The 23,234-nt window shown below is 67.0% G+C and carries 17 protein-coding genes; 7 read left to right on the top strand and 10 right to left on the bottom strand.

Going from position 1 to position 23,234, the window contains the following annotated elements:
* Positions 1-22: 22 nt before the first annotated feature.
* On the top strand, positions 23-286 hold the full coding sequence (gene rpsT, locus KDG50_07465; protein MCB1865255.1) for a 30S ribosomal protein S20: 264 nt from the start codon (positions 23-25) through the stop codon (positions 284-286).
* A gap of 23 nt (positions 287-309) precedes the next feature.
* On the opposite strand, the gene KDG50_07460 is transcribed toward rpsT, so the two are convergent.
* The 6 genes from KDG50_07460 to KDG50_07435 all read right to left on the bottom strand — a co-directional run bounded on the left by KDG50_07460 (position 310) and on the right by KDG50_07435 (position 6,472).
* Positions 310-1,260 carry a glycosyltransferase gene (locus KDG50_07460; GenBank protein ID MCB1865254.1) on the bottom strand — a complete coding sequence of 317 codons (951 nt, stop codon included), beginning with the start codon at positions 1,258-1,260 and terminating at the stop codon, positions 310-312.
* Positions 1,261-1,357: 97 nt separating this feature from the next.
* A complete protein-coding gene (locus KDG50_07455) occupies positions 1,358-1,795 on the bottom strand; it encodes a GtrA family protein (GenBank protein MCB1865253.1) in 438 nt (145 codons plus the stop codon).
* The gene (locus tag KDG50_07450; GenBank protein ID MCB1865252.1) at positions 1,792-3,315 is read right to left on the bottom strand and encodes a glycosyltransferase family 39 protein; all 1,524 of its coding nucleotides are present in this window, start codon (positions 3,313-3,315) and stop codon (positions 1,792-1,794) included. Before KDG50_07450 ends, KDG50_07455 begins: the two co-directional genes overlap by 4 nt.
* A gap of 27 nt (positions 3,316-3,342) precedes the next feature.
* The gene (locus tag KDG50_07445; GenBank protein ID MCB1865251.1) at positions 3,343-4,059 is read right to left on the bottom strand and encodes an N-acetyltransferase; all 717 of its coding nucleotides are present in this window, start codon (positions 4,057-4,059) and stop codon (positions 3,343-3,345) included.
* The gene (locus tag KDG50_07440; protein ID MCB1865250.1) at positions 4,038-4,715 is read right to left on the bottom strand and encodes a hypothetical protein; all 678 of its coding nucleotides are present in this window, start codon (positions 4,713-4,715) and stop codon (positions 4,038-4,040) included. Before KDG50_07440 ends, KDG50_07445 begins: the two co-directional genes overlap by 22 nt.
* Positions 4,706-6,472: an asparagine synthase gene (locus KDG50_07435; protein MCB1865249.1), complete on the bottom strand. Its 1,767-nt coding sequence runs from the start codon at positions 6,470-6,472 to the stop codon at positions 4,706-4,708. Before KDG50_07435 ends, KDG50_07440 begins: the two co-directional genes overlap by 10 nt.
* Positions 6,473-6,653: 181 nt before the next feature.
* Here KDG50_07435 and KDG50_07430 point away from each other — a divergent pair, with 181 nt between their 5' ends.
* Genes KDG50_07430 through rsxC form a run of 5 tightly spaced genes read left to right on the top strand, consistent with a single transcriptional unit; the run spans position 6,654 to position 11,770 of the window.
* Complete coding sequence (locus KDG50_07430) at positions 6,654-7,967, top strand: nucleotide sugar dehydrogenase (protein ID MCB1865248.1); 1,314 nt, start codon at positions 6,654-6,656, stop codon at positions 7,965-7,967.
* Between the two features lie 2 nt (positions 7,968-7,969).
* The gene (locus KDG50_07425; protein ID MCB1865247.1) at positions 7,970-9,172 is read left to right on the top strand and encodes a glycosyltransferase; all 1,203 of its coding nucleotides are present in this window, start codon (positions 7,970-7,972) and stop codon (positions 9,170-9,172) included.
* Between the two features lie 45 nt (positions 9,173-9,217).
* The gene (gene rsxA, locus KDG50_07420; protein ID MCB1865246.1) at positions 9,218-9,799 is read left to right on the top strand and encodes an electron transport complex subunit RsxA; all 582 of its coding nucleotides are present in this window, start codon (positions 9,218-9,220) and stop codon (positions 9,797-9,799) included.
* Between the two features lie 4 nt (positions 9,800-9,803).
* Positions 9,804-10,304 carry an electron transport complex subunit RsxB gene (gene rsxB, locus KDG50_07415; GenBank protein MCB1865245.1) on the top strand — a complete coding sequence of 167 codons (501 nt, stop codon included), beginning with the start codon at positions 9,804-9,806 and terminating at the stop codon, positions 10,302-10,304.
* Positions 10,301-11,770 carry an electron transport complex subunit RsxC gene (gene rsxC, locus KDG50_07410; protein ID MCB1865244.1) on the top strand — a complete coding sequence of 490 codons (1,470 nt, stop codon included), beginning with the start codon at positions 10,301-10,303 and terminating at the stop codon, positions 11,768-11,770. Before rsxB ends, rsxC begins: the two co-directional genes overlap by 4 nt.
* Here the strand turns inward: rsxC and KDG50_07405 are convergent.
* From KDG50_07405 to KDG50_07390, 4 genes are all read right to left on the bottom strand, one after another.
* Positions 11,762-13,132: a hypothetical protein gene (locus KDG50_07405; protein MCB1865243.1), complete on the bottom strand. Its 1,371-nt coding sequence runs from the start codon at positions 13,130-13,132 to the stop codon at positions 11,762-11,764. The two genes, rsxC and KDG50_07405, sit on opposite strands and share 9 nt — an antisense overlap.
* Before the next feature lie 49 nt (positions 13,133-13,181).
* Complete coding sequence (locus tag KDG50_07400; GenBank protein ID MCB1865242.1) at positions 13,182-13,709, bottom strand: hypothetical protein; 528 nt, start codon at positions 13,707-13,709, stop codon at positions 13,182-13,184.
* A 633-nt stretch (positions 13,710-14,342) separates the two neighbouring features.
* A complete protein-coding gene (locus tag KDG50_07395; protein MCB1865241.1) occupies positions 14,343-17,504 on the bottom strand; it encodes an efflux RND transporter permease subunit in 3,162 nt (1,053 codons plus the stop codon).
* Between the two features lie 3 nt (positions 17,505-17,507).
* Positions 17,508-18,674: an efflux RND transporter periplasmic adaptor subunit gene (locus tag KDG50_07390; protein ID MCB1865240.1), complete on the bottom strand. Its 1,167-nt coding sequence runs from the start codon at positions 18,672-18,674 to the stop codon at positions 17,508-17,510.
* A 170-nt stretch (positions 18,675-18,844) separates the two neighbouring features.
* Between KDG50_07390 and KDG50_07385 the strand changes: the two genes are divergently transcribed.
* Positions 18,845-23,155 carry a DEAD/DEAH box helicase gene (locus KDG50_07385; GenBank protein MCB1865239.1) on the top strand — a complete coding sequence of 1,437 codons (4,311 nt, stop codon included), beginning with the start codon at positions 18,845-18,847 and terminating at the stop codon, positions 23,153-23,155.
* Positions 23,156-23,234: the final 79 nt, after the last annotated feature.

Raw genomic sequence — 23,234 nt, 5'->3', positions numbered from 1 at the left:
TTCTTCGCCTCGGAGAACCCCGTTGGCCAACACGGCTTCGGCAGAAAAACGCGCGCGGCAGGCTGAAAAGCACCGCCAGCACAATCAGGCCCTGCGCAGCCGCATGCGCACCTATGTCAAGAAGGTCCGCGCGGCGATCGCCAGCGGTGCCAAGGACGACGCACAGGCCGCCTACCGCGAGGCCGTACCGTACATCGACGGCATGGTCACCAAGGGCCTGCTGCACGGCAATGCCGCGGCGCGCTACAAGAGCCGCATGAACGCGCAGATCAAAGCGCTCGCCTGACGCGATCCTGCTCCCGCGTCTGGCTAATGCCCGGCGCGGGGCGACTCTCCAATCGCCAGATATGCCAGCCGCTTGGCCTCCAAGCGCGCCTGAGCCACGCTTTCCAGCACCCAACCCGCGGCGACCGCCAGAGATGCCAGCAACATCATGCCTGTCGCCAGCACGGCGGTCGGCAGCCGCGGCACCAGCCCCGTCGCCAGCCAGTGTGTGAAGATCGGCCAGGCGAGCACAACCGAGGCAGCCGCTAAAACGACGGCCAGCGCCGAAAAGAACAGCACGGGCCGAACCTGCTTGAACAGCCGCATGATCGTCCAGGCAATGCGCAGTCCATCTGAGTAGGTGTTCAACTTGCTCTGCGAGCCCAGCGCGCGGACGCCATATACCGTATCCCTCTCGCCGACCGGCATGTGCATCTGCAGGGCGTGCACGGTCAGCTCCGTTTCAATCTCGAAACCGGTCGAAAGCACCGGAAAACTCTTCACGAAGCGACGGGAAAAAACACGGTAGCCGGACAGGATGTCCGTGAAGGTGCGCCCGAACAGCCACCCGACAAACGCGGTAAACAGCCGGTTGCCGAAGCGATGGCCCGCACGGAACTGCGCTTCGCCTGACGAATTCATGCGCGTGCCAACGACCATATCGAGTCTCTGCTCACTGAGCATGCGCAACATTTCCGCGGCGGAGGACGCGTCGTAGGTCCCATCGCCATCGGCCATGACGTAGACGTCTGCATCCACGTCCGCGAACATCCGCCTCACCACGTGTCCCTTGCCCTGGTATGACTCGTGGCGAACCGTCGCACCAGCCGCTGCCGCGAGCACCGCGGTGTCGTCTGTGGAGTTGTTGTCATAGACGAATATTGACGCCTTCGGAAACGCGTCACGAAACGCCGCAACCACGTCGGAGATCGCGCCCGCTTCGTTGTAGCAGGGCAGCAGCACCGCTATTCGCTGTTGTTCAAGGCGTGAATTCATATCTTCGGACTTCCCAAGCCGCGTAAAGAAATCAACCGCAGGACGACGCCGACATTCACTCGGCGCATGGCGTCAATCCGTTTCAGCCTGCCACCAGTCAGGCCTCGACCTCTTGCCGGTCTGGCCGGAACGCGAAATGTCGCGCGCCGAGGTAGTTGATGAACATCCCCGCGCCTGCCCCAAGCACCAGGCCGAGCACCGGCCAGCGCGCGATCTGCCCGGACAGCGCGACCGCGATCGCATACACACTCAGATTGGTGCCGGCACCGACAGTGTTGACCAGCACATAGCGGCCATATTCGCGCTTGCGGCAACCGCCGGCCAAGTCCGCGAAGGTGAAGGTCCGGTTCAGGTACCAAGTGACCGAGACTGCAATCGGAAACGAAATCATGCGGGCCTGGTAGGGGCCCCAACCCAGACCGTGCACCAGCAACGTAATCAGGCTTGCCTCGATCAGAAAGCCGGTTGCGCCGACCGCTCCGAACCGTAGCCAGCGCCGGACCCGTTCGCGCCGGAGAATCTCGCGGAATTTCACGCGCCGGTCAGGGGCTCGACCACGACACGATAGACAATCATCGGGCGGGTCGGACGATTCAGACGCCGATAGACCACGGACGGCAGCGCGTCGCGCAGCCCCAACGTAGCGATCATCTGGCCGATCCACTTGCGGCCCGGATCAAACCGCGCAAGTTCCTCCCAGGCCGTCTGTGGACGGTACTGTGCGGAATCGAAACGGACCCCCGCTGCCACGCCACGATCGACATTGCGCCGCAGATAAGCGAACCGCGCGCCGGGCGGCGGTGGTTCGGTGCGCACCCGCGCGGCGACGCCGGCGGCCTCCAGCAGAAACTCGATCCGGTGGAAGGTCTCCGGGTCCGTATACAGCGGTTCGTCGCTGTCGGCGGCCAGCCCGACCACGGCACGCTCGCCGAAGAAGTACTCCCGGTTGTCGACATACACGCCAGCCGCACAACCTGCGAGATAGGCCGCGGCGATCGCGAAGGCCAGCCCGCGAGACCCGCGTCGCCAAAGCGTGACAACCCCGATCGCCAGCAGCAGGGTCGCCGCGAATGCGCCCCAGTACAGGTAGCGCGGCAGCAGGTAACGCTGTCCGGTCAGCGCGACGACAAGCAGCAGCTGGATCAGTCCGGCCGCGGCGAGATAACGCACCAGCCGACGGGACTGAGCCGCAAGGCGCCGGTCGAAGACAAGCCACAGACCGACCGGCATCGCCAGCCAGTACAGCGCCGAGAACTCCTGGCCGGCAAACAAGGCCAGGACCGGGTCCAGCCACGACCCGACGACCAAGGCGCTGACGCGGTCCGCACTGGCCTCGGCCACCCCGCCGCGACCAAGCAGATCACCCGCGCCGAAGTCCGCCCGCAGCCGATACAGTGCATCGCCCGTCGCCGCGAAATAGTTCACGAACTCGGCGCCCGCCACGATCACAAAGCCCAGCAGGACCCAGCCCACGCGCGCGCGCCGGGTGTGATCCCCGGCGAACAGCAACAGCAGGAAAAACACGATGAGCCCGGCACTCGTCTCGCGAACCAGCCAGGCGAAACCGGCCAGCACCCCGACGGCAACAAACCAACCCCGGGTGCGACCGCGGTTCTCGCTGTCGGCCAACAGCAGCAGGGACGCCGCGACGAAAACCAGTTCCATCGTGTCCGGTGTCGCGACGCTCGCCCCGGCCGCAAACAGCGGCAAAGCGGCAACGAATACGCCCGCAAGCAGGGCGACATGACGATCAACCAGGACGCGCAGAGCGAGATAGGTCAACCCGACCAGAATCAGGTAGGCAATCACGCCGGGCAACAGAAGGGCGGTCTCGGTTGCGCCAAACAGCGCAAACGCGACGCCGATGGCGCCGACGTACAGGTAGCGCATCTCCCAGTGACTGGGCGCGAGGCCCGAGCCGCCCTCGAGCCAACGCTGAGCGGCATCGGCATAGGCGGCGTCCTGCGAGCCCACGAAACCGACCCAGCCGAACACCAGCATGGCGAAGGCTACGACCGCGAGCAGCAACAGATGACGGACATCGGACGCAGTCATTCCGACGAACTCACTACGGGCAGGCGATCACTCATCGGGCGCAACCAACCTTAGTTCCGGAGTCGAACCCCGCGCGCCCGTGCAACGCCAGCCGAACGGCCGGCGCGCAATCCGGCACTGCCAGGAACCGAGGGTCAGGAAAGTGACGACCCCGACCTCGCGGGCGCCAAGGCGGCGATGGGCATTCAGGGAGCCCAGATTGTAGGCCGACACGCGACTGGCGGTCCATGCAAAGCCACGCTCACGAAGCCCCTCTGCGGCGGCATCCCAGAGTGCTGCAAACACAAAACCGAGACGCTGCGCGGGTTCGACCCAGACATCGAGATCCCAGGCAACCCGCTGCACCGGCACCAGCGCGTAGCGCACGCGCACCTCGTCCTCGTCGAACGGCCCCGGCACAAACCAGATCCAGCCGAGAAACTCGCCGTTTGCCGCGCGCGCCACCAGACAGATCGCGCCCTGTTCGACGCGATGACGGATCGCGTGGTCCGGACGCAGCCGCTGCGTGGCGTTGACGGCCACGGGGTCTTCGGCCGCGACGCGAATCGACCCGCCCCGCCGCGCCGGCAACCGCGGAGGGACTTCGAGCGGCTGCATGGTCAGCACATAGCGAATCACGCTGGCGCGCCCGGCGCTGAGCCGTCGCAGCATGCGATCAAGGAGATAACAGATCGCCGTTGCCGGGCCCAGATCACGCAGCAGGCCGCCAAGGCGCCGGACCATCAGGACGGCGGAGTCGGCCAATGACCCGCAGCTTCCAGCTTGCGCCGCAGTCCGCGCAGTGGATAGCCCAGCGCTTCGGCCAGCTGTGCATGGTGCACCGCCTCGTTGTAGCGCTTGGCCTTCATGTAGAACAGGCCAAGATTGTAGTGCAGTTCCGGGTCGTGCAGGTCTTCAGTCGCAACCGGTTCGAGCAGCGCGATTGCGCGCTCGACCTGCCCGGCGTTGTAGCGGTCGATCGAGGCTATCAGGCGGACCGCATTGTCACCGGGGACGAACGCCATCGCGCGTTCGAAGTAACACTCGATCGGCATGTAGATGGAACCGGCCTTCCAGCCGCGATGGCCCTGGTACTTGGACATCGCCAGTAACGCACGATGGTGGTTTGGAAACGCGCGTAGCGTGTAATCGAGGTCGCCACCGATCGACGCCGACTTGCCCTTCGCGGCGCTGTATTCGAGATCACTCGTACCACGCATTGCGAGCACTTCGGTCGCGTCGAAGAAGTGATGCTGTTCGACGGTACTCAGCAACCGCGCCTGAGACCGATCGCGATAGTCGTACGGACCAACTCCGGAGGAATCGGCAACCGTCCCACAGTCGATCCGCGGAGCCGCGGAGCCGTCCGCCGCCTGCACCGAAGATGCGGTCAGTGCGACGAATACCGCTGCTACCAGCACGCATCGTGCTCGCGCAACCACTGCTCGAGCATCGCCAATACCCATACAAAACCACCGAAGTAGGCCGGGTGTCGCGCCAGTTCCTGGCCGATCAGCCGGCGTGCAAATCCCGCGCGCAACAACCCGCGCGCCTCGAGTGCGCCCAGAGCGTCAGTCGCCCAGGCGTGAAGCATCGAATCGCCGGCCAGCCATGGACCGACCGGCAGCCCGAAGCCGTGCTTGCGCTTGGCAATGACCGCGCCGGGCAGAAACTCCGCCAGCGCCTGCTTCACGAAATGTCGCAGCCGCCGGCCACGCACCTTTTCGCGCGCCGGCAGGCGCAAGGCAAAATCGACCAGCCTTGCATCCAGCCACGGATAGCGCACGTCGATCCCCGCGAGCGCACACATGCCGCTGACCTTCGGCAGGTCATTATCGGAAAGCGTCTGGTGCCAGTCCAGCCACATCATGCGATCGATCGTCGTGCGCGCGCGGGCCTCGTCCATCCAGCCGGCCTGCAATCGCGCAGGCTCCGAGACATCGAGTCCATCCAGAAATGCCGCGTCGAACACTTCGTCGAGTCCAAAGTGCCGCAGATGATTCCAGCGCTCGATGCGTTCTTTAAGCGGCCGCGCGGCCTCGCGCGCATAGCGCGCGGGTTTGCCAATTCGCCCGCGATCGGCGCCGGGCAGGCGCGCAAGCGGTTCGATCAGTCCCGCCCGCAGCCAGCGCGGCAGACGACCGTAGTGGTCGTAGACCTGCTGCTTGGCATACCGCTCGTTGCCGCCAAACAGTTCATCGCCGCCATCGCCGGCCAGCAACCGGTCAACGCCGTGTTCCGCCGCGAGTTCCGCGCAGTACAGGGTTGGCACGGCCGACGCATTGCCGAACGGCTCGCCGTAGAAGCGCGCGATGCGGGCCACCGCAGCCGTGACGTCCGCGGCCTCGAGGATGCGCGTGCGATGTTTCAGTCCGTAGTGCGCGGCGCTGGTGCGCGCAAAATCGAGCTCATCGTAGGCGCGCTCGCCAAACCCGATCGAGAACGCCTGCGCACCCGCGCGGTGCTCGGCCAGCAGGCCGCAGACGGTGGAACTGTCGATGCCACCGGACAGGAACGCGCCAACCGGGGCCGAATCGATCTGTGCGGCAACGCCACCCCGTAACACCGCCAGAAACTCCAGCGCAGCGCTCGCGGCATCGAACGCCGCGGCCGGTTCGGCGAACACCGGATGCCAGTAGCGCTGCGCCCGCAACACCTTCGTATCACCGTCGAGCGCATGGCCCGGCGGGAGTCGACGCACGCCAGCCCAGACCGAGCGCGGCGCCGGCACGACCTGGTTCCAGAGGTAATTGAAGACGGCCTGACGGTCCAGCTGCCGGATCCCCAGCGCGGCGGCGACCAGATCGGCGCGCGTGCCGCAGGCGAACCCGCCATCGACACTCGCGTAGTACAGCGGTTCGATCCCGAGCGGATCGACCGCCGCCCGGACGTGGCCGGATTCCATCCGCACCGCCGCGAACCGCCCGCCGCGCAGCCCCGCGAGCGCGGACCAACCCTCGCGGTGCCACTGCTCGGGCACGGGGCCCGGCCCGCGGATGCAGCCCAGCGCGCCGCCGGCCTCCAGGTGCAGATCGACATCCGCTCCAGCAAAGCCCTGCACGCCGGCGTTCGCGACCTCACGCAGCGACCCGACCAACATTCCGCTGCGGCCGAGCGCCGCGCGCACGCGCTCGGTCGCGCCGCTTTGGGCGTTCTGCCAGAGGATGAACAGACTCAACGGGCGGGTTCCGGTACGCGCGGCGATGCGCGGCAACATGATACCGACCCGGCGGATCGATCAAAGCGCGGTTCCTTCCGTCCACGATTGCCAGCCCAGCGCGCCCATGCCGCAGGAAACGCCGACCCAATCGGCGTTTCCCTATAATGCCGCGTTCTCCCGCTCGACCCGGCGCCCATTCATGCGTATCTCCGTTTTCGGTCTTGGCTATGTCGGCATCGTCACGGCCGCGTGCCTCGCTCGCGAAGGCCACGACGTGATTGGCGTCGACGTCAATGCCACCAAGAACGCACTGGTCAACGGCGGCCAGTCCACGACCATCGAACCCGGCGTGGGTGAGCTGGTCGCCGAGCAGGTCCGGGCCGGCCGTCTGCGCGCGACCGACGACACCCCGGCGGCGATCGCGGCGACCGAGCTTTCGCTGATCGCGGTCGGCACGCCAAGCCGCGCGAACGGCGCGCTGTCGCTCGACTCCCTGGATCAGGTCACCGCCCAGATCGGCGCGGCGCTGCGCGACAAGCGCGAGCCGTACACCGTCGTGTACCGCTCCACCGTGCTGCCCGGCACCTGTGATTCGCGGCTGTTCCCGGCGCTGATCAAGGCCAGCGGTCGTGCGCCTGGCGCGGGTCTGGAACTCGCCTACAACCCGGAATTCCTGCGCGAAGGCTCGTCGATCGCGGACTTCTACCAGCCGGCGCTGACGGTCGTGGGTTCCACCTCGCCGGCTGCCGTCGCCCGGCTGCGTGAGCTATACGCGCCGGTCGAGGCCGAGTTCGTGGAAACCAGCGTGGCCGTGGCCGAGTCGGTGAAATACCTTTCGAACATCTACCACGCACTGAAGATCAGCTTCGCGAACGAATGCGGCAGCCTGCTGGCCGCCGCCGGCGTGGACGCACGCGAGGCCATGGACGTATTCATGCGCGATGAACGCCTGAACATCTCGCGCGCATATCTGCGTCCCGGCTATGCGTTCGGTGGCTCCTGCCTGCCCAAGGACCTGCGCGCATGGCTGCACCATGCACGCATCCACGACGTCGACCTGCCCATGCTCGGCCAGGTGCTGACCAGCAACGAGCGGCACATCGACCGCGCGCTGGCCCGCGTGACGGCACGACCGGGCCGCCAAGTCGCGTTGTTCGGACTGGCGTTCAAGGCCGGCACGGACGATCTGCGCGAATCGCCGATCGTGGCTCTGGCCGAGCGGCTGCTCGGCAAGGGCTACCGTCTGCGGATTCACGACGCACTGGTGTCCGAGTCGCACCTGATCGGCGCGAACCGCGAGTTCATCGAACAGCACATCCCGCACCTCGGCGAACTGCTGTGCGACGCCCCGCATGCCGCGCTCGACGGGGCCGAGATCATCATCGCCGCGAACGCCGACGCCGATGCCATCGACGCCATCGTGCGTTCGCACGCGGATCGGCCGGTCATCGATCTGCAAGGCAGCGCCGAAATCGCCGCAGTCGCAACGGACTATCAGGGCATCTGCTGGTAACCGTGCGGCCACGACTGCTGTTCGTCTCGCCGCGCTTTCTGTTCCCGGCGGACTCGGGCGGGAAGATCCGCAGCTCGCAGCTGCTGCGCCATCTCAAACGCAGCCATTTCGAAATCACGCTGGCCTCGCCCGCGACGGCGCAGGCCGAGGCCCGGCATCGGGCCGATCTGGAATCGATCTGCGACCGTTTCATCGGCTGGCCCGCAGGTGGCGCCTTGAGCGCCAAGCTGACGCGGCCGCTGGCACTCGCCGGACGCCTGCCGGTTTCCGTGGCGAGCGACCGTTCGCCGGCCGCCGTCGCCAGCATTGCCGCGGCACTCGCGACGCGACCGGACATCGTGGTGTTCGACTTCGTGCACGCAGCGGTGTTCGCGCCGGACCGGATCGATGACCCGAGTGTGCTGTTCACGCACAACTGCGAGGCGCAGATCTTCGAACGCCATGCGCAACAGAATGCCGACACCATGCTCGGGCGACTCTGGCACTCACAGGCGAAAAAGATGCAGCGCTTCGAGGGTTCGGCGCTGGCGCGTTTTGATCAGGTGATCGCGGTATCCGACCAGGATGCCCGGCAGTTCCACCAGCGCTATGGGCACTCGACGACCGCGGTCATCCCGACCGGCGTCGATACGGACTACTTCGCCTACAGCCCGCCACCGGCCGGTGCCGAGATCGCGTTCACCGGCTCGATGGACTGGGCCGCGAACATCGATGCAATCGAGTGGTTTGCAGCAGAGGTCTGGCCCGCGATCCGCGCGCGCCGTCCGGACGCAAGCCTTCGCGTGATCGGACGCAACCCGCCCGCGCGACTCGTGGAACGCCTGGGCAACGCCGGCATCCGCTTTACCGGCTTCGTCGACGACGTACGTCCCCACCTGACGAAGGCCTCGGTCTACGTGATGCCCATACGCGTTGGCAGCGGCACGCGCATCAAGGCCTACGAGGCCATGGCCGCAGGCCGTCCGGTCGTGTCCACCGCAATCGGCGTGGAGGGACTCGACCTCGAACCCGGTCGACACTATCTGCAGGCCGACACGGCCGATGCCTTCGCGCGCGCGACCCTGGATCTGCTGGAATCGGCCGAGCGCCGCGAACGGCTGGCGGCGACCGCGCGGGAACATGTCGAGCGCAACTATTCGCAACCACAGGTCGCCGCGCACTTCGCGCAGATCCTGCTGGACACCATTTCGCGCCATGCGCCCTGATCTACCGGCTGCCGCGGACTGGCGACCGGGCTATCATCATCGCCCATGACCGAATTCGCATTGATCCTAGTCGGCACGGTGCTGGTGAACAACTTCGTGCTGGTCAAATTCCTCGGCCTGTGCCCGTTCATGGGCGTCTCGCGCAAGGTCGAGACCGCACTGGGGATGGGCCTGGCGACCACGTTCGTGCTGACGCTGGCGGCGGTTCTGAGCCACCTGCTGCACACCCTGCTGCTGGTGCCGTTCGGTCTGGAGTATCTGCGCACCATCGCCTTCATCCTCGTGATTGCCGCGGTCGTCCAGTTCACCGAGACGGTCATGCGTGCAACGAGCCCGCTGCTGCACTCGATTCTCGGTGTGTATCTGCCCCTGATCACGACCAACTGCGCCGTGCTCGGGGTGGCCTTGCTGAACGTGCAGGAGGATCACAGTCTCGCGGCTTCGGCGTTCTACGGGCTCGGCGCAGCGCTCGGCTTCACGCTGGTTCTGGCACTGTTTGCCGCCATGCGCGAGCGCATCGACGGGCCGCACATTCCGACCCCGTTTCGCGGCAGCCCGATCGCACTGATCACCGCCGGCATCATGGCGCTGGCGTTCATGGGCTTCGCCGGCCTGGTGCGCACCTGAACCGATGATTGCCGTTATCGTTCTGACCCTCCTGGCCGCCGTGCTCGGCACGGTTCTCGGCCTGTCGGCGCAGCGCTGGCGCCCCGATACCGGCTCGATCGTGGATGCGATCGACGGCCTGTTGCCGCAGACCCAGTGCGGCCAGTGCAAGTTCGCGGGCTGCCGGCCCTATGCCGAGGCCATCGCCGCCGGCGAGGCCGAGATCAATCAATGTCCGCCCGGCGGCGAAGCCACGATCGGCGCACTCGCCGAACTGCTCGGCCGCGAGGCATTGCCCCTGAATGACGAGAACGGCGAACACAAGCCGCCGCAGATCGCCGTGATCGATGAAGAAACCTGCATCGGTTGCACACTGTGCATCCAGGCCTGCCCGGTCGATGCGATCGTCGGCGCCGCGAAACTCATGCACACCGTCATCACCGACGAATGCACGGGCTGCGAGCTGTGCCTGCCGCCGTGCCCAGTCGACTGCATCCTGCTGTTGCCGCGCCAGCTCGCCGCATGACCACTCATGCGTTTCCCGGCGGGCTGCACCTCGCGCCCCACAAGCAGGAATCACTGACCGGCCCGATCCGCCCCGCGCTGATTCCGAGCCATCTTGTACTGCCGCTCAAACAGCACAACGGCGCGGCGAGCGTGCCCTGTGTGTCCGTTGGTGAACAGGTGCTCGGCGGCCAGATGATTGCGGCGCCGGGGCTGGCGCGCGGCATCGGCCTGCATGCACCGACCTCGGGCACCATCGTCGAGATCGGCGAACGGCCCGTGGTTCACGCGGTATTGCGTTACGCCCGCGCGATCGTGATCGAACCCGACGGTGAGGACCGCTGGGCCGAACCGGGCGCATGGTCGCCTGCCGACGGAGCCGAGGCCCTGCGCGCGGCCGGACTGGCCGGACTGGGCGGGGCCGCGTTCCCGACGGCCGACAAGCTGGCCGCAGGCGCGGTGCACACGCTGATCATCAACGGCGCCGAATGCGAACCGTACATCACCTGCGACGAGGCCCTGCTCAGGGAGCGCGCCGACCGGGTGGTGCGCGGTGCCAAACATCTGGCGAACCTCAGTGGCGCGAAGTCCGTGCAGTTCGCCGTCGAAGACAACATGCCCGGCGCAATCACGGCGCTCGATCAGGCTTTGCGTACGGCCGCCGATGCACGCATGCGCATGGTCGTGGTGCCGACCATCTACCCGACCGGCAGCGAGCGCCAGCTTGTGCAGGTGCTCACGGGAATGCCGGTCCCGCGCGGCAAACGCGCCATCGACCTTGGCATCGTTTGTGTGAATGTCGGCACCGCGGCAGCCGTTACCGCCGTGTTCGACGACGGACGGCCGCTGGTCTCACGCGTGGCGACCATTACCGGCCCGGCGGTCGCCGAACCACACAATCGGGAAGTCCTGATCGGCACACCGATCGGCGAACTGCTGGAGGCCGCTGGCGGTGCGGGTTCGAGCCTGAGCTGCCTGCTGCTGGGCGGGCCGATGATGGGTGTGCGCGTGCGCGACATTGATGCACCCGTGCCAAAGGCGGGCAACTGTGTGCTGGCACTCGACCTGGTCTGCGATCGCAATGCCATCGGCGCACAGCCGTGCATCCGCTGCGGGGCCTGTGTCGAGGTATGCCCGGAGCTGCTGCTGCCGCAGGAGATCCTCTGGGCCGCCGGCACCGGCGACGCCGAGCGCCCGGCACACAATGGGCTGGAAGTCTGCATCGAATGCGGTTGCTGCGAGGTCGTCTGCCCCAGCCATATCCCGCTGGTGCAGCGCTTCCGCGAAGCGAAGTTCGCCCTGCGCGAATTTCGCCAGGAGCAGGCGCGTGCGCGCCGTGCCAAGGATCGTCACGCCGCGCGCGTGACGCGGCTCGAACGCCGCGAGGCCGAAAAGGCCGCAAAACGTGCCGCAAAGCGCGCCGCTCTGGCTGCCCGCAACGCTCCGGCGACCGGGCAGCCTGCCGATGGCGCAGACAAATCAGTCTGAACGCGGCCCGAAACGCGCCGTATCGACCCGATCGATCAGCCCCGCGCGCGGCAGTGTATTGCGCCAGCGGTCAGCGAGCACCACGGTCGATTCCGACACGTCCCAGCCGTTGTCCCTGGCGATCGTCGAACTGGCGAACAGCCATAGCTGCGCGTCTCGAATCAGCACAAGGCGACTCTCACCGCCGTCGTCGTCCGGATTCGTGACGCGGTACGTTCCTTCAGGTGGTGGCGCCAGCAGCGGATCGACCACCGCGGCAATGGCCTCGCCGATCACGCGATAGCCGGCGAGATCAGGGTGCCCGTTGTCGTCGTCCGGATACAGGGGCTCGTTGTGCGCAGCGGCGACACGCAGCGCTGCGAGCACATCGACGGTCTGCGCGCCCGGGATGCGTGAAAGGTCGGCCAGAAACCGATCTGCCCACTGCGCCTCGCGCTCGACCAGTTCCCGATACTGCGGGGGTGCCGCAATACCTTCATCGGCCACCCGCTGCGCATAGACCAGTTCTTTCGTGGGGATCAGCGCAAAGACCACCGTCGTACCGCTGGCCACCGCGATCTCGGCGATTCGAATCGCCGACTCCAGCATCACGGCCCAGCCAGCGGCCACGCGCGGATGGGCCAGGTTCGAAATCAGGCGGACACCCGGCGTGAAAACCGTTTCGACGCCGCCGGCAAACCGCACCGGCCACGGCGCGCCTTCGTTCAGCACCGTACGCGGCAGCGGCGCAAGCTCGTTTGATGCGCTCCGAAACTGGCCCTGCCAGTACGGCATCTCCAGCACATCGCGCAGCGATTCCGCCGGATCGTTGCCCGCGTAGTAGGCTACGACCATCACCTGTGGCAGCAATGCGGGGGCGCGACGCGCCATGTACAGATACTGCGGAGCCGCCCAGCCGCCCGTTGCCATCTGGTACACCCGCGTCGACGGCTCAGCGAGTGCGCGCCGCATGGCGGCAGGCCAGGTGCCGGCAAGCGGCACGTTATTGCCGTAGGTCTGACTGTCACCGATGGCGAGAACATCGGTCCAGACCGGCACCGAGTCGTTGCGCATGCCAAGCAGATCGTGGGGTCCAAAGGTCATGCGCGGCGCGAGCAGCGGACGGGGCCGGACGCGCGTGTGAGGATCGTTGAGCAGAAACTCGGCGCTGGCAATGTCGCTTGCGCGAAGCGCCGACTCGAAAAACGGCGTGACGCGGTCGTCGGCCTGAACCAGCCTGAGGTCAACGGGCGCTTTGCTGCCGATCAGACCCGGGGCGAGCCATCGAATCAAGATCAGACCGATGGCGACGGTCAACAGGCCGGCGGAGACTGGAACCAGAACACGAAGCCACGCTTCGCGGCGCATTCGATTCGTGTTCAAGGTCGAGGGCGAGATCCCGGGCGCCCCGGAACCCGCGCCGCCGCCCTGTTCAGCCGACGGGGCTGATCGGCAGCTTCATGCGCCGGGCGAGCACGGCCAGAACCTGTTCGACCCCTTCCGCGGAATCGTCGTCGAAGGCCTGGCGGTAGGTCTGTGCAACGATATTGCGGAATTCATCCATGAACTGTGGATCGGGCGAACCGGGCTGCACCGGCGCCGGATCGAGCTGCGTGCAGGCGTGTTCGACAAGCTTCAGCAGACGATCGAAGCTGGTCAGAAATTCACCGGTGTATTTGCGCGCGAACGCGTCATGGTCGGTGAGCTGACCAAGCAGCACTTCGCGCGCGGCTTCGCTCAATCCGCCCACCCGTGCGCCCAGGGCACGCGCGAGTTGGCCGACCTCGTAAAGGTCGGGGTCGTAGGTCGGCGCCGCAGCGGACGGCTCGACCATGGGCACTTCCGGGCTGAGCGTCCCGAGACGCAGGCGCAGGCTCATCACAAAGAGCCGCCGGCCTTCGTCATCGCCGATTCGCGCGCGCTTCAGGTCGGCGATGAGTTCCGCCTCAAGCTTATCCATTGGGTCGACCTCGCGGCCGCGGCCGGGCCGGGTCGTCCGGCGGCTGCGGTGTGTGGCAGTCTTGGCGTCACTGCGCCGCCGACCGCGGGTGGAACCACCGGGCGTGGTGAATCGGGTATTCAGGTCCATCGGCACATCCTCAATCAGTCACCGGTCTGATGCGGCGCGCTGGCCGGCCGGCTGGGTGGTCTGGGCGCGGTTGCAGCCGTAAATCACCCGGCCAAACAAGCCGTGACGCAGACGCAGGACTGCACGGCCAGAGCCGCTCATTGGAATATAGATGCGATAGAGCAGGAGTTCAAACTATATTTTGGGGTGAACCCGATCGCCGAACACAATATCTTGTGGATTCACGTTGGATAGGCAGGTAGAAAGGGTGTGTGCGCCCTGTGGACAAGTCTCCCGCCACAGGACCGGCCCGCGTCGCCAAACTCGCGCCAGACAACGGAAAGAACCCCCTCTCGTCCAGCCTGAACCATGCGTCCGCACGAATGGGATGTCCGCCTGTGGATAGCCTGGACGATCCGCCGCCCGGAGCGTCTGCGGCATGTGGCCGAGCGGAGCGCGGCGTGGCCGAACTGCGCGGATCCGGCGTGAATCCGCAGTCCCGAAACGATGCGGACGAACCGGCCCTTACCTGGGCGGATCGGCCGTTGTCGGCGCCGCCGCTTCGGCTGGCGGCGGATTCTGCTCGCGGGCGGGACGCAGTCCGAACAACCGACGAACCACGACGAAGAACACCGGCACGAACAGCACGCCCAGCACCGTGGCACCGACCATCCCGCCCATGACGCCGGTGCCGATCGCATGGCGGCTGTTCGCACCTGCGCCGGACGAGAACGCCAGCGGCGCCACGCCCAGGATGAACGCGATCGAGGTCATCAGGATCGGGCGCAGACGCAGGCGGCAGGCCTCCAGCGTCGCATCGAGCAGATCGCGCCCGGACCGGTGCAGGGTGTTGGCAAACTCGATGATCAGGATCGCGTTCTTCGCCGACAGGCCGATCACGGCGATCAGTCCGACCTTGAAGTACACGTCATCGACGAGATCGCGCATCCATGTGAACCCGAGCGCGCCGAGCACCCCCAGCGGCACGACCAGCATGACGGCAACCGGAATCGTCCAGCTTTCATACAGCGCGGCAAGCGCGAGAAACACGACGAGCAGCGACAGCGCAAACAGGATGGGCGCCTGCTGCCCGGAAAGGATTTCCTGAAACGACTGGCCGGACCACTCGTACCCGATACCCGACGGCAGCTTCGTCTGCACGATGTCCGCCATGGCATCCATCGCCTCACCGGAACTGTGACCCGGTGCGGCGCTGCCATTGATCTGAATGGCCGGGTAGCCGTTGTAGTGATCGATCGCCGGTGGCGCGAGTCCCCAGGAATAGGTCACGACACTGGACAGCGGGATCATGTGGTCTATATCTCCGCGCTCGCCCGGCAGGTAATAGCGTGCAAGGTCTTCCGGTCGACTGCGATAGGACGCATCGGCCTGCACCAGCACCTTCAGCACGCGACCCTGATAATTGAAGTCATTGGCATAGACCGGGGCTAGCATCAGGCGGATCGCCTCGTAGATGTCCGCGAGGTCGATTTTCATGGACTGCGCCTGCACGCGATCGACCTCGAGCCGCAGTTCGCTGGCGTCCTCGAGTTGGTTCGGGCGCACACCGGCAAGCACCGGATTGGCGCCCGCCGCCGCAAGCAGCGCATTGTTTGCTTCGAGCAGCTTTTCGCGTCCTAGACCCGCACGATCCTCTAGCCGGAAGTCAAATCCGCCGAAACGCCCAAGCCCGCGGATCGTCGGCAGATTCACAACAAATATCCGCGCGCCCTTGATCCGCTGCACCGCGCCATTCGCCCATTCGATGAAGGCCTTGACGTTGTCTTCCGGCCGGGTGCGTTCGGACCAGTCCTTCAGGCGGACGAAGCCGAGACCCACGTTTTCACCCTGCCCGACAAAGCTGAAGCCCGCGACGTCGAGTACCTTCTCGACCGCCTTATGTTCGCGCAGCACCCCTTCCAGCTCGCGCAGCACCTGCCCGGTGCGCTCCATGCTCGAGCCTGGGGGCAGCTGCACGAGCATGAGCGCGTAACCCTGGTCCTCTTCCGGCAGGAAACTGGTCGGCAGGCGCGCGTACAGATACCCCGCCAGCCCGACCAGCGCGATGAAGGTGATCATCCAGCGCGGCGTATGCCGGATGGCTTTCGACACGCGCCGCAGGTAGGCCGCCGCGGTCCAGCCGTAGACACGGTTGAATCCGCGCAAGAACAAATTCGGTCGTTGGTGTTGCGGTTTCAGGAGCGTGGCGCACAGCGCGGGCGTGAAACTCAGTGCCATCAACGCCGAGATGCCCATCGAGATCGCGATGGTCAACGAAAATTGGCGGTAGATGACCCCGACACTGCCGCCGACCAGCGCCATCGGCAGGAACACCGCGGCCAGCACCGTCGTCATTGCGATGACCGCGCCGGTGATCTGGCCCATCGCCTTTCGCGCGGCCTCCTTCGGCGGCAGACCTTCCTCGGTCATGATGCGTTCGACGTTCTCGACAACAACAATCGCATCGTCGACGACCAGACCAATCGCCAGCACCAGGCCGAACAGACTCAGTACGTTGATCGAAAAACCGGCCAGGTACATGCCGGCGAACGCACTGGTGAGTGCGACCGGAACAACCAGCGTGGGGATCAGCGTCGCGCGAAGGTTTTGCAGGAACAGCAGGATCACGAGAAACACCAGCCCCACGGCCTCGACCAGGGTTTTCAGCACTTCCTGGATCGAGATGCTGATGAACTTCGTGCTGTCGTAGGGCGTAAACCACGTCACCCCTGGCGGGAAGTACGGCTGCAGCTGATCCATCTTCACGCGGATTGCCGCAGCCACCTCCAAGGCATTGGCACCCGGTGCCAGCTGCGTGGCAAAGCCGGCGATCGGCTCGCCGTCGACGTGCACGTCATGGCCGTAGCTTTCGGCGCCGAGAGCGATGCGCGCGACGTCTTCGAGGCGCACCGTGCTGCCGTCCGGATTCGTGCGCAAAATGATCCTCTGAAATTCTTCCGGACTCGTGAACCGAGTCGCCGCACTGACCGACGCGGTGAAGCCCTGCCCGGGTGGCGCCGGTTCGGCGCCGATGTTGCCGGCGGCAACCTGGATGTTCTGGTTGCGAATCTCCTCGAGAACATCCGACGCGCCCAGCCCATAGCCGCGCAGCTTGTCCGGGTTCAGCCAGATCCGCATGGCATACGCCGCACCGAACAGGCGTGCGCCGCCGACCCCGGGCAGTCGCTGGATCGGATCGAGCACCTGCGCGGCCAGCAGGTTGTTCAGCGCATAGGTATCCAGACTGGGATCCGACGACTTCAGAGCAATGACCATCAGGAAGTCGTTGTTCGCCTTCGCGACGGTGATCCCGTTCTGAACGACCTCCTGCGGCAGGCGCGCCTGGGCAACACTGAGGCGGTTCTGCACCTGGACCGCGGCAATGTCCGCATTGGTGCCGCTGACAAAGGTCAGCGTAATCTGCGCGGTGCCGTTTGAACGCGAGACCGAATCGAAATACAGCAGATTGTCGACGCCGGTGAGCTGCTGCTCGATCACGGCAGTAACGGTCTTCTCGACGACCTCGGCGCTCGCGCCCGGATAGGACGCGGTGACGCTGACCTGTGGCGGCGCGATCGGCGGATAGGCCGAAACCGGCAGACGAAAGATGGCCGCCGTGCCCGCCAGCGTGATCATGATCGCCACGACCCAGGCGAAGATCGGGCGATCTATAAAGAACTGCGGCATGGATCAGTGGCCCGCTGCTGACGCCGTGTCCGCTGCGGCCTTCAGGACGGCCTTTGCCTCGCCGCCCGGGTTGACCTTCTGCAAGCCCGCGACGATGACCTGCTCGCCGTCGGTGAGCGCGCCGCTCACGATCCAGTCCGAACGCCGCAGCGAATGCGTCTGCACATCACGGCGCGCAACCTTGCCCGACTCATCGACCACCAGCACATAGGCGCCACTGGCGTCGCGCAAAACAGCCGCCTGCGGCAGGCGGAAGGCGTTGTCGATCTGCCCGGCGCGCAGGCGCAGATTCACGAACATGCCCGGCAACAGTCTGCGATCCGGATTCGCCACCACGGCGCGCAGTGAAACCGCGCCTGTGCCCGGATCCACGGCCGAGTCGGAATAATCCAGACTGCCGGTGTGCGGATACGGCGAACCGTCGGGCAGCATCACCTCGACCGGCGTGCTGTGGCCGCCGCCCTTGCTGCGCGCGGGCGGCGTCGCAACCAGTTGCAGGGACTGAAGATCGGCCACCGCAAGGCTGAAGTTCACGTAGATCGGATCGATCTGCTCAATGGTCGTCAGCTCAGTCGCCTCGCCCTGGCCGACCAGGGCGCCCTCGGTCACGAGCGCTCGCCCGACACGCCCGGCGATCGGCGCGGTCACGGTCGCGTAGCTGAGATCCAGCTGCGCCTTTTCGACGATCGCCTGCGCCTCTTTCACCGCTGCGGCCGTCGTGCGTTCGTTGGCGAGCGCCGTATCCAGATCCTGTGTGGAAAGCAGCTTCCTGCCGGCGAGTTCGCGGTAACGATTGGCCGTCAGCACCGCGTTAGTCGCGTCTGCCTCGGCGCGCGCCAGTGTCGCTTCCTTGGCGTGCAGATCGGCCTTCAGCGGCGCGGGATCGATGCGAAACAGCACCTGCCCCGCCTTGACGTCGGTGCCCTCAGTGTAGGCACGCGCGAGGATCACGCCGGCGACCCTTGCACGCACCTGGGCAATGCGTGTCGCCGCCAGGCGTCCGACCGGCTCGCGGGTCAGCGGCTCGGCGCCGGCCCTGGCGGTCACGACGGTCACCTCGGGTGGCGGCGCCGCGGCGACCGTTTTGTCCTCGGGCTTGGCCTTTTCGCAGCCGGCGAGCTGTGCAAAGCCGAATATCAGCCCAACGAGTGCGACGCGCGCGGGATTCATCTCGGAGTTCCAATCAGACCAGGTGTCGGTAGACCGCCGGGGCCTGCCGAAGTGCCCGATAGCATACCGCGTTGAATCGTCAATCCATTGACATTCCGTCCATGCGGAACAGGCCGGCCGATCAGGGCGTTAGAATTCATACGACATTGATGCGACCGCGAGCAGGCGTCTTGCAGCCGACCGCCACAGACAGCGAAGCCAACTGGAGCGCCCTGGCGCAGTTCCATCCCGCGGTCGCGGACTGGTTTCGCGCGGCGCTCGGCGAACCGACCGCCGCCCAGTCCGCGGCGTGGCAGGCGATTGCGGCCGGCCGCCACACGCTCGTTGCGGCGCCGACCGGCTCGGGCAAGACGCTGGCCGCGTTCCTCGCAGCGATCGATGCGCTGGTGCAGGAAGGTCTGGGGCGGCCGCTGCCGGACGCCGTGCGCGTGCTGTACATCTCCCCACTCAAGGCGCTGTCGAACGACATCGCGCTGAATCTCGAACGTCCGCTCGCGGGCATTGCCGACGCGCTGCTCGAACAGGGTCTGCCCGGCAGCCCGATTCGCACCCAGGTGCGTACCGGCGACACCCCGCAGGTCGAGCGCGAACGCATGCGCCGTCAGCCGCCGCATATTCTCGTGACGACCCCGGAGTCGCTGTACATCCTGCTGACCTCGGCGTCCGGCCGCACGATGCTCGCCGGCGTACGTACCGTGATCGTTGACGAAATCCACGCCGTCGCACAGACCAAGCGCGGCGCGCATCTGACCCTGTCGCTGGCACGTCTGGATGCGCTCACCGGCAGACCGGTCCAGCGCATCGGGCTGTCGGCAACGCAGCGCCCGATCGAGGACGTCGCGCGGCTGCTGGTCGGTGCACACAACGTCGCCGACGACGGCACGCCGGACTGCATCATCGTCGACCACGGTCACCGACGGACGCTGGACATCGATCTCTTGCTGCCGCCGGCGCCGCTGGAAACACTGATGGCGACCGAGGTCTGGGAGACGCTCTACGACCGGCTCTGCGAACAGATTGAGGCGCATCGCGCGACGGTGCTGTTCGTCAACACCCGGCGCATGGCCGAGCGTGTCGCGCACGCGCTGAGCGGCCGTCTCGGCGCCGATCGCGTCACCGCGCACCACGGCAGCCTGTCGCGCGAGCACCGCCTGAATGCAGAGCAGCGGCTGAAATCCGGCGCACTCAAGTGCATCGTCGCGACCGCCTCGCTGGAGCTCGGCATCGACATCGGACATGTCGACTTTGTGATCCAGCTCGGGTCGCCCCGGCTCATCAATGCGTTCCTGCAACGCGTGGGGCGCTCGGGTCACTGGATCGGCGGGCTGCCGACCGGCCGGCTGGTGCCGACCACACGTGACGAACTCATCGAGTGCACGGCGCTGCTCGCCGCCGTACGTGCCGGCGATCTCGACGAACTGGTGATTCCGAACGGCGCGCTCGACGTGCTCGCGCAGCAGATCGTCGCTGAAGTCGCCGCCTGTGGCGAACTCGCCGAGCATGAGGTCTACGAACGGCTGCGCGTCGCCTGGCCCTACCGAAACCTCGCGCGGACCGATTTCGATGCCGTGGTCCTGATGCTGGCACGCGGATTCGCGACCGAGCGCGGCGTACGCGGCGCCTGGCTGCATCGCGATGCCGTACAGCAGGTGCTGCGACCGCGGCGCGGTGCAAGGCTCGCCGCGATGACCAGCGGCGGCACCATTCCGGACCAGGCCGACATCGACGTCATCCTGGAACCCGAGGGGCTGTTCGTCGGCACGGTCAACGAGGACTTCGCCATCGAATCGCTGACCGGCGACATCTTCCAGCTCGGCAACCAGAGCTACCGGGTGCTCGGCTCGGAATCCGGCCGGCTGCGCGTGGAGGACGCCGGCGGCCTCCCGCCATCCATGCCGTTCTGGTTCGGCGAGGCGCCGGGGCGCAGCCACGCGCTGTCCCGGCATCTGAGCGAACTGCGCGCCGGGGTCGCCGCGCGGCTCGCCGAAGGCGAGGCGGCGGTGCGTGCCTGGGTGGTCGAGCATTACCGGCTCACGCCGGAGGCCGCCGCCCAGATCGTCGATCATCTCGCCGCCGCGCATGCGGCGCTCGGTGCGCTGCCAACGCTGCATCATGTGATTTTCGAGCGCTTCTTCGACGAATCGGGCGGCATGCAGCTCGTGATCCATTCGCCGTTCGGCGCACGCATCAATCGCGGCTGGGGGCTGGCGCTGCGCAAGCGGTTCTGCCGGCAGTTCAACTTCGAGCTGCAGGCCGCCGCCGACGACGACACGATCGTACTGTCACTGTCGACCCGGCACAGTTTCCCACTCGCCGAGGTCGCACACTATTTGAATGCGGCGAGCGTACGCGACACCCTCACCCAGGCCGTTCTGACCGCGCCCCTGTATATCAACCGCTGGCGCTGGGTCGCGACCACGGCGCTGGCGATCCTGCGCATGCGCAACGGCAGGAAAACGCCGCCGCAGCTCCAGCGCATGCAGGCCGAGGACCTGATCGCGCAGGTCTTTCCCGACCAGATCGCCTGCCAGGAGAACATCGCCGGTCCACGCACGGTGCCCGATCATCCGCTGGTCAACCAGAGCCTCGTCGACGCACTCAGCGATGCCATGGACATCGACGGACTGGAGCGCCTGATCGCGGACCTGCACGCCGGGCGCATCCAGCTCACGGCCTGCGACCTCGCGGCGCCCTCGCCGCTGGCGGCAGCGATACTCAACGCGCGGCCCTACACCTTCCTTGATGATGCGCCGGCCGAGGAACGCCGCACCCGTGCGGTGACGACTCCGCGTCTGACCAGCGCGGACGCCGCGCGGCTCGCGCAGCCCGACCCGGACGCCGTCGCAACGATCAGCGCGCAGGCCTGGCCCGAGGCGCGCAATGCCGACGAGGTGCAGGACGCACTGGTCTCCCTGGCCTTCGTGACGGAAGAAGAAGGCATTCGCAGCGGCTGGCGAACCTGGTTTGTCGAACTCTGCGCACAACGCCGGGCGTGCTCGCTGCACCCCCCCGCCGGCACGCTGTGGATCGCGGCGGAGTGGCTGCCGGCCTTCCGGCCGCTTTTCGCCGACCCGCGTCCCGAGCCCGCAATCGAACCACCCGCGGACGCACCCGTCCCGGCCGACCGTGAAACCGCCCTCGTGGAGATACTGCGCGCGCGGATCGGCGCGCTGGGCCCCGTGACCGCGGCGGAACTCGTCGCGCCGCTCGGTCTTGCGGCGGACGCGGCCGCCACGGCGCTGATCGCGCTGGAGGTCGAGGGGGGCGTGCTGCGCGGCCGTTTCCGCGCCGGCGCGGACACCGACGAATGGTGCGAACGCCGCCTGTTGCAACGGATCCATCGCGCGAGCGTCGGTCAGCGCCGCAGCCGGTTTCGCCCCGTGGCGCCGGCGCGTTTCCTGCGCTTCCTGCTCGAATGGCAGCGCGTCGCGCCCGGCAGTCAGGGACGCGGGCCGCAGGCCCTTGCCGCCGTCGTCGAGCAGCTCGAAGGCTTCGAAACCGCGGCCGGTGCCTGGGAGTCCGACGTACTGCCGGCGCGAATCGTCGATTACGACTCCACCTGGCTCGATCAGCTGTGCCTCGCCGGACGCCTGCGCTGGGCGCGTCTGACACCGCCCGCCAGCGGCGGCGCGGGGAGCGGACCGATCCGTGCCACGCCGATCGCACTGTTGTCGCGGCGCCGCTTCGCGGCGTGGCGCTCGATCGCCGCGGGCGGCCCGGTAGCCGCGCCCGGGGCCCGGACGCGGCGCGTGCTCGACGCGCTGGCGCAGAGCGGCGCGCTGTTCTTCGACGAACTCGGCGAGGCCACGGGTCTGTTGCGCGCCGAACTTGAGGACGCGCTCGGCGAACTCGTGACGCTGGGCTGCATCACGGCCGACAGCTTCCAAGCCCTGCGCGCGCTGACCCTGCCCGCAGACCGCAAGCGCGGCCGGCGCTGGCGTGCGCTGCGCCCGGCGCTGCTCGGACTCGAGGACGCCGGACGCTGGAGCGCGCTGCCGACCGCCGCGGCCGCGCCGGAGCCGTCCGACCTGGAGGCCATCGCCTGGGTGTACCTGCGGCGCTGGGGCGTCGTGAGCCGGCGTCTTCTGGAACGTGAAAGCCTCACGCCGTCGTGGCGCACGCTGCGTGAGGTCTACCGCCGGCTGGAGGATCGCGGCCAGATCCACGGCGGGCGCTTCGTGCAGGGCCTTGCCGGCGAGCAGTTTGCGCTGCCGGATGCCGCAACGGCGCTGGCAGGTACGGAACGCGCGGGCCATACGAAACTGGTGATCTCCGGCTGCGACCCGCTGAATCTGACCGGGCTCATTGGCACCGACGAGCGCGTGCCCGCGCGCAGCGGCAATCGCATCCTGCTGCGCGACGGACTGCCGGTCGCGGCACGGATCGACGGCGAGGTCCGGGCACTCGGTACGACCGAGGTCATCACGCCGGAAACCGAAGCCCTGTTGCGCCGTCGGCAGCCGCTGCGCGAAACGATCTGAGCGGTGCCGGAGCGTTATTGCTGCGCCGCACAAACCCTGCGCGCGTCTGCTAGAATCCGGCGCTATTGCACGCCAACCG

The sequence above is a fragment of the Chromatiales bacterium genome, from assembly GCA_020445605.1.
Taxonomy (GTDB): Bacteria; Pseudomonadota; Gammaproteobacteria; order JAGRGH01; family JAGRGH01; genus JAGRGH01.
Note: the sequence above shows the minus strand (reverse complement) of the source record. Positions and strands in the feature narration are given on the sequence as shown.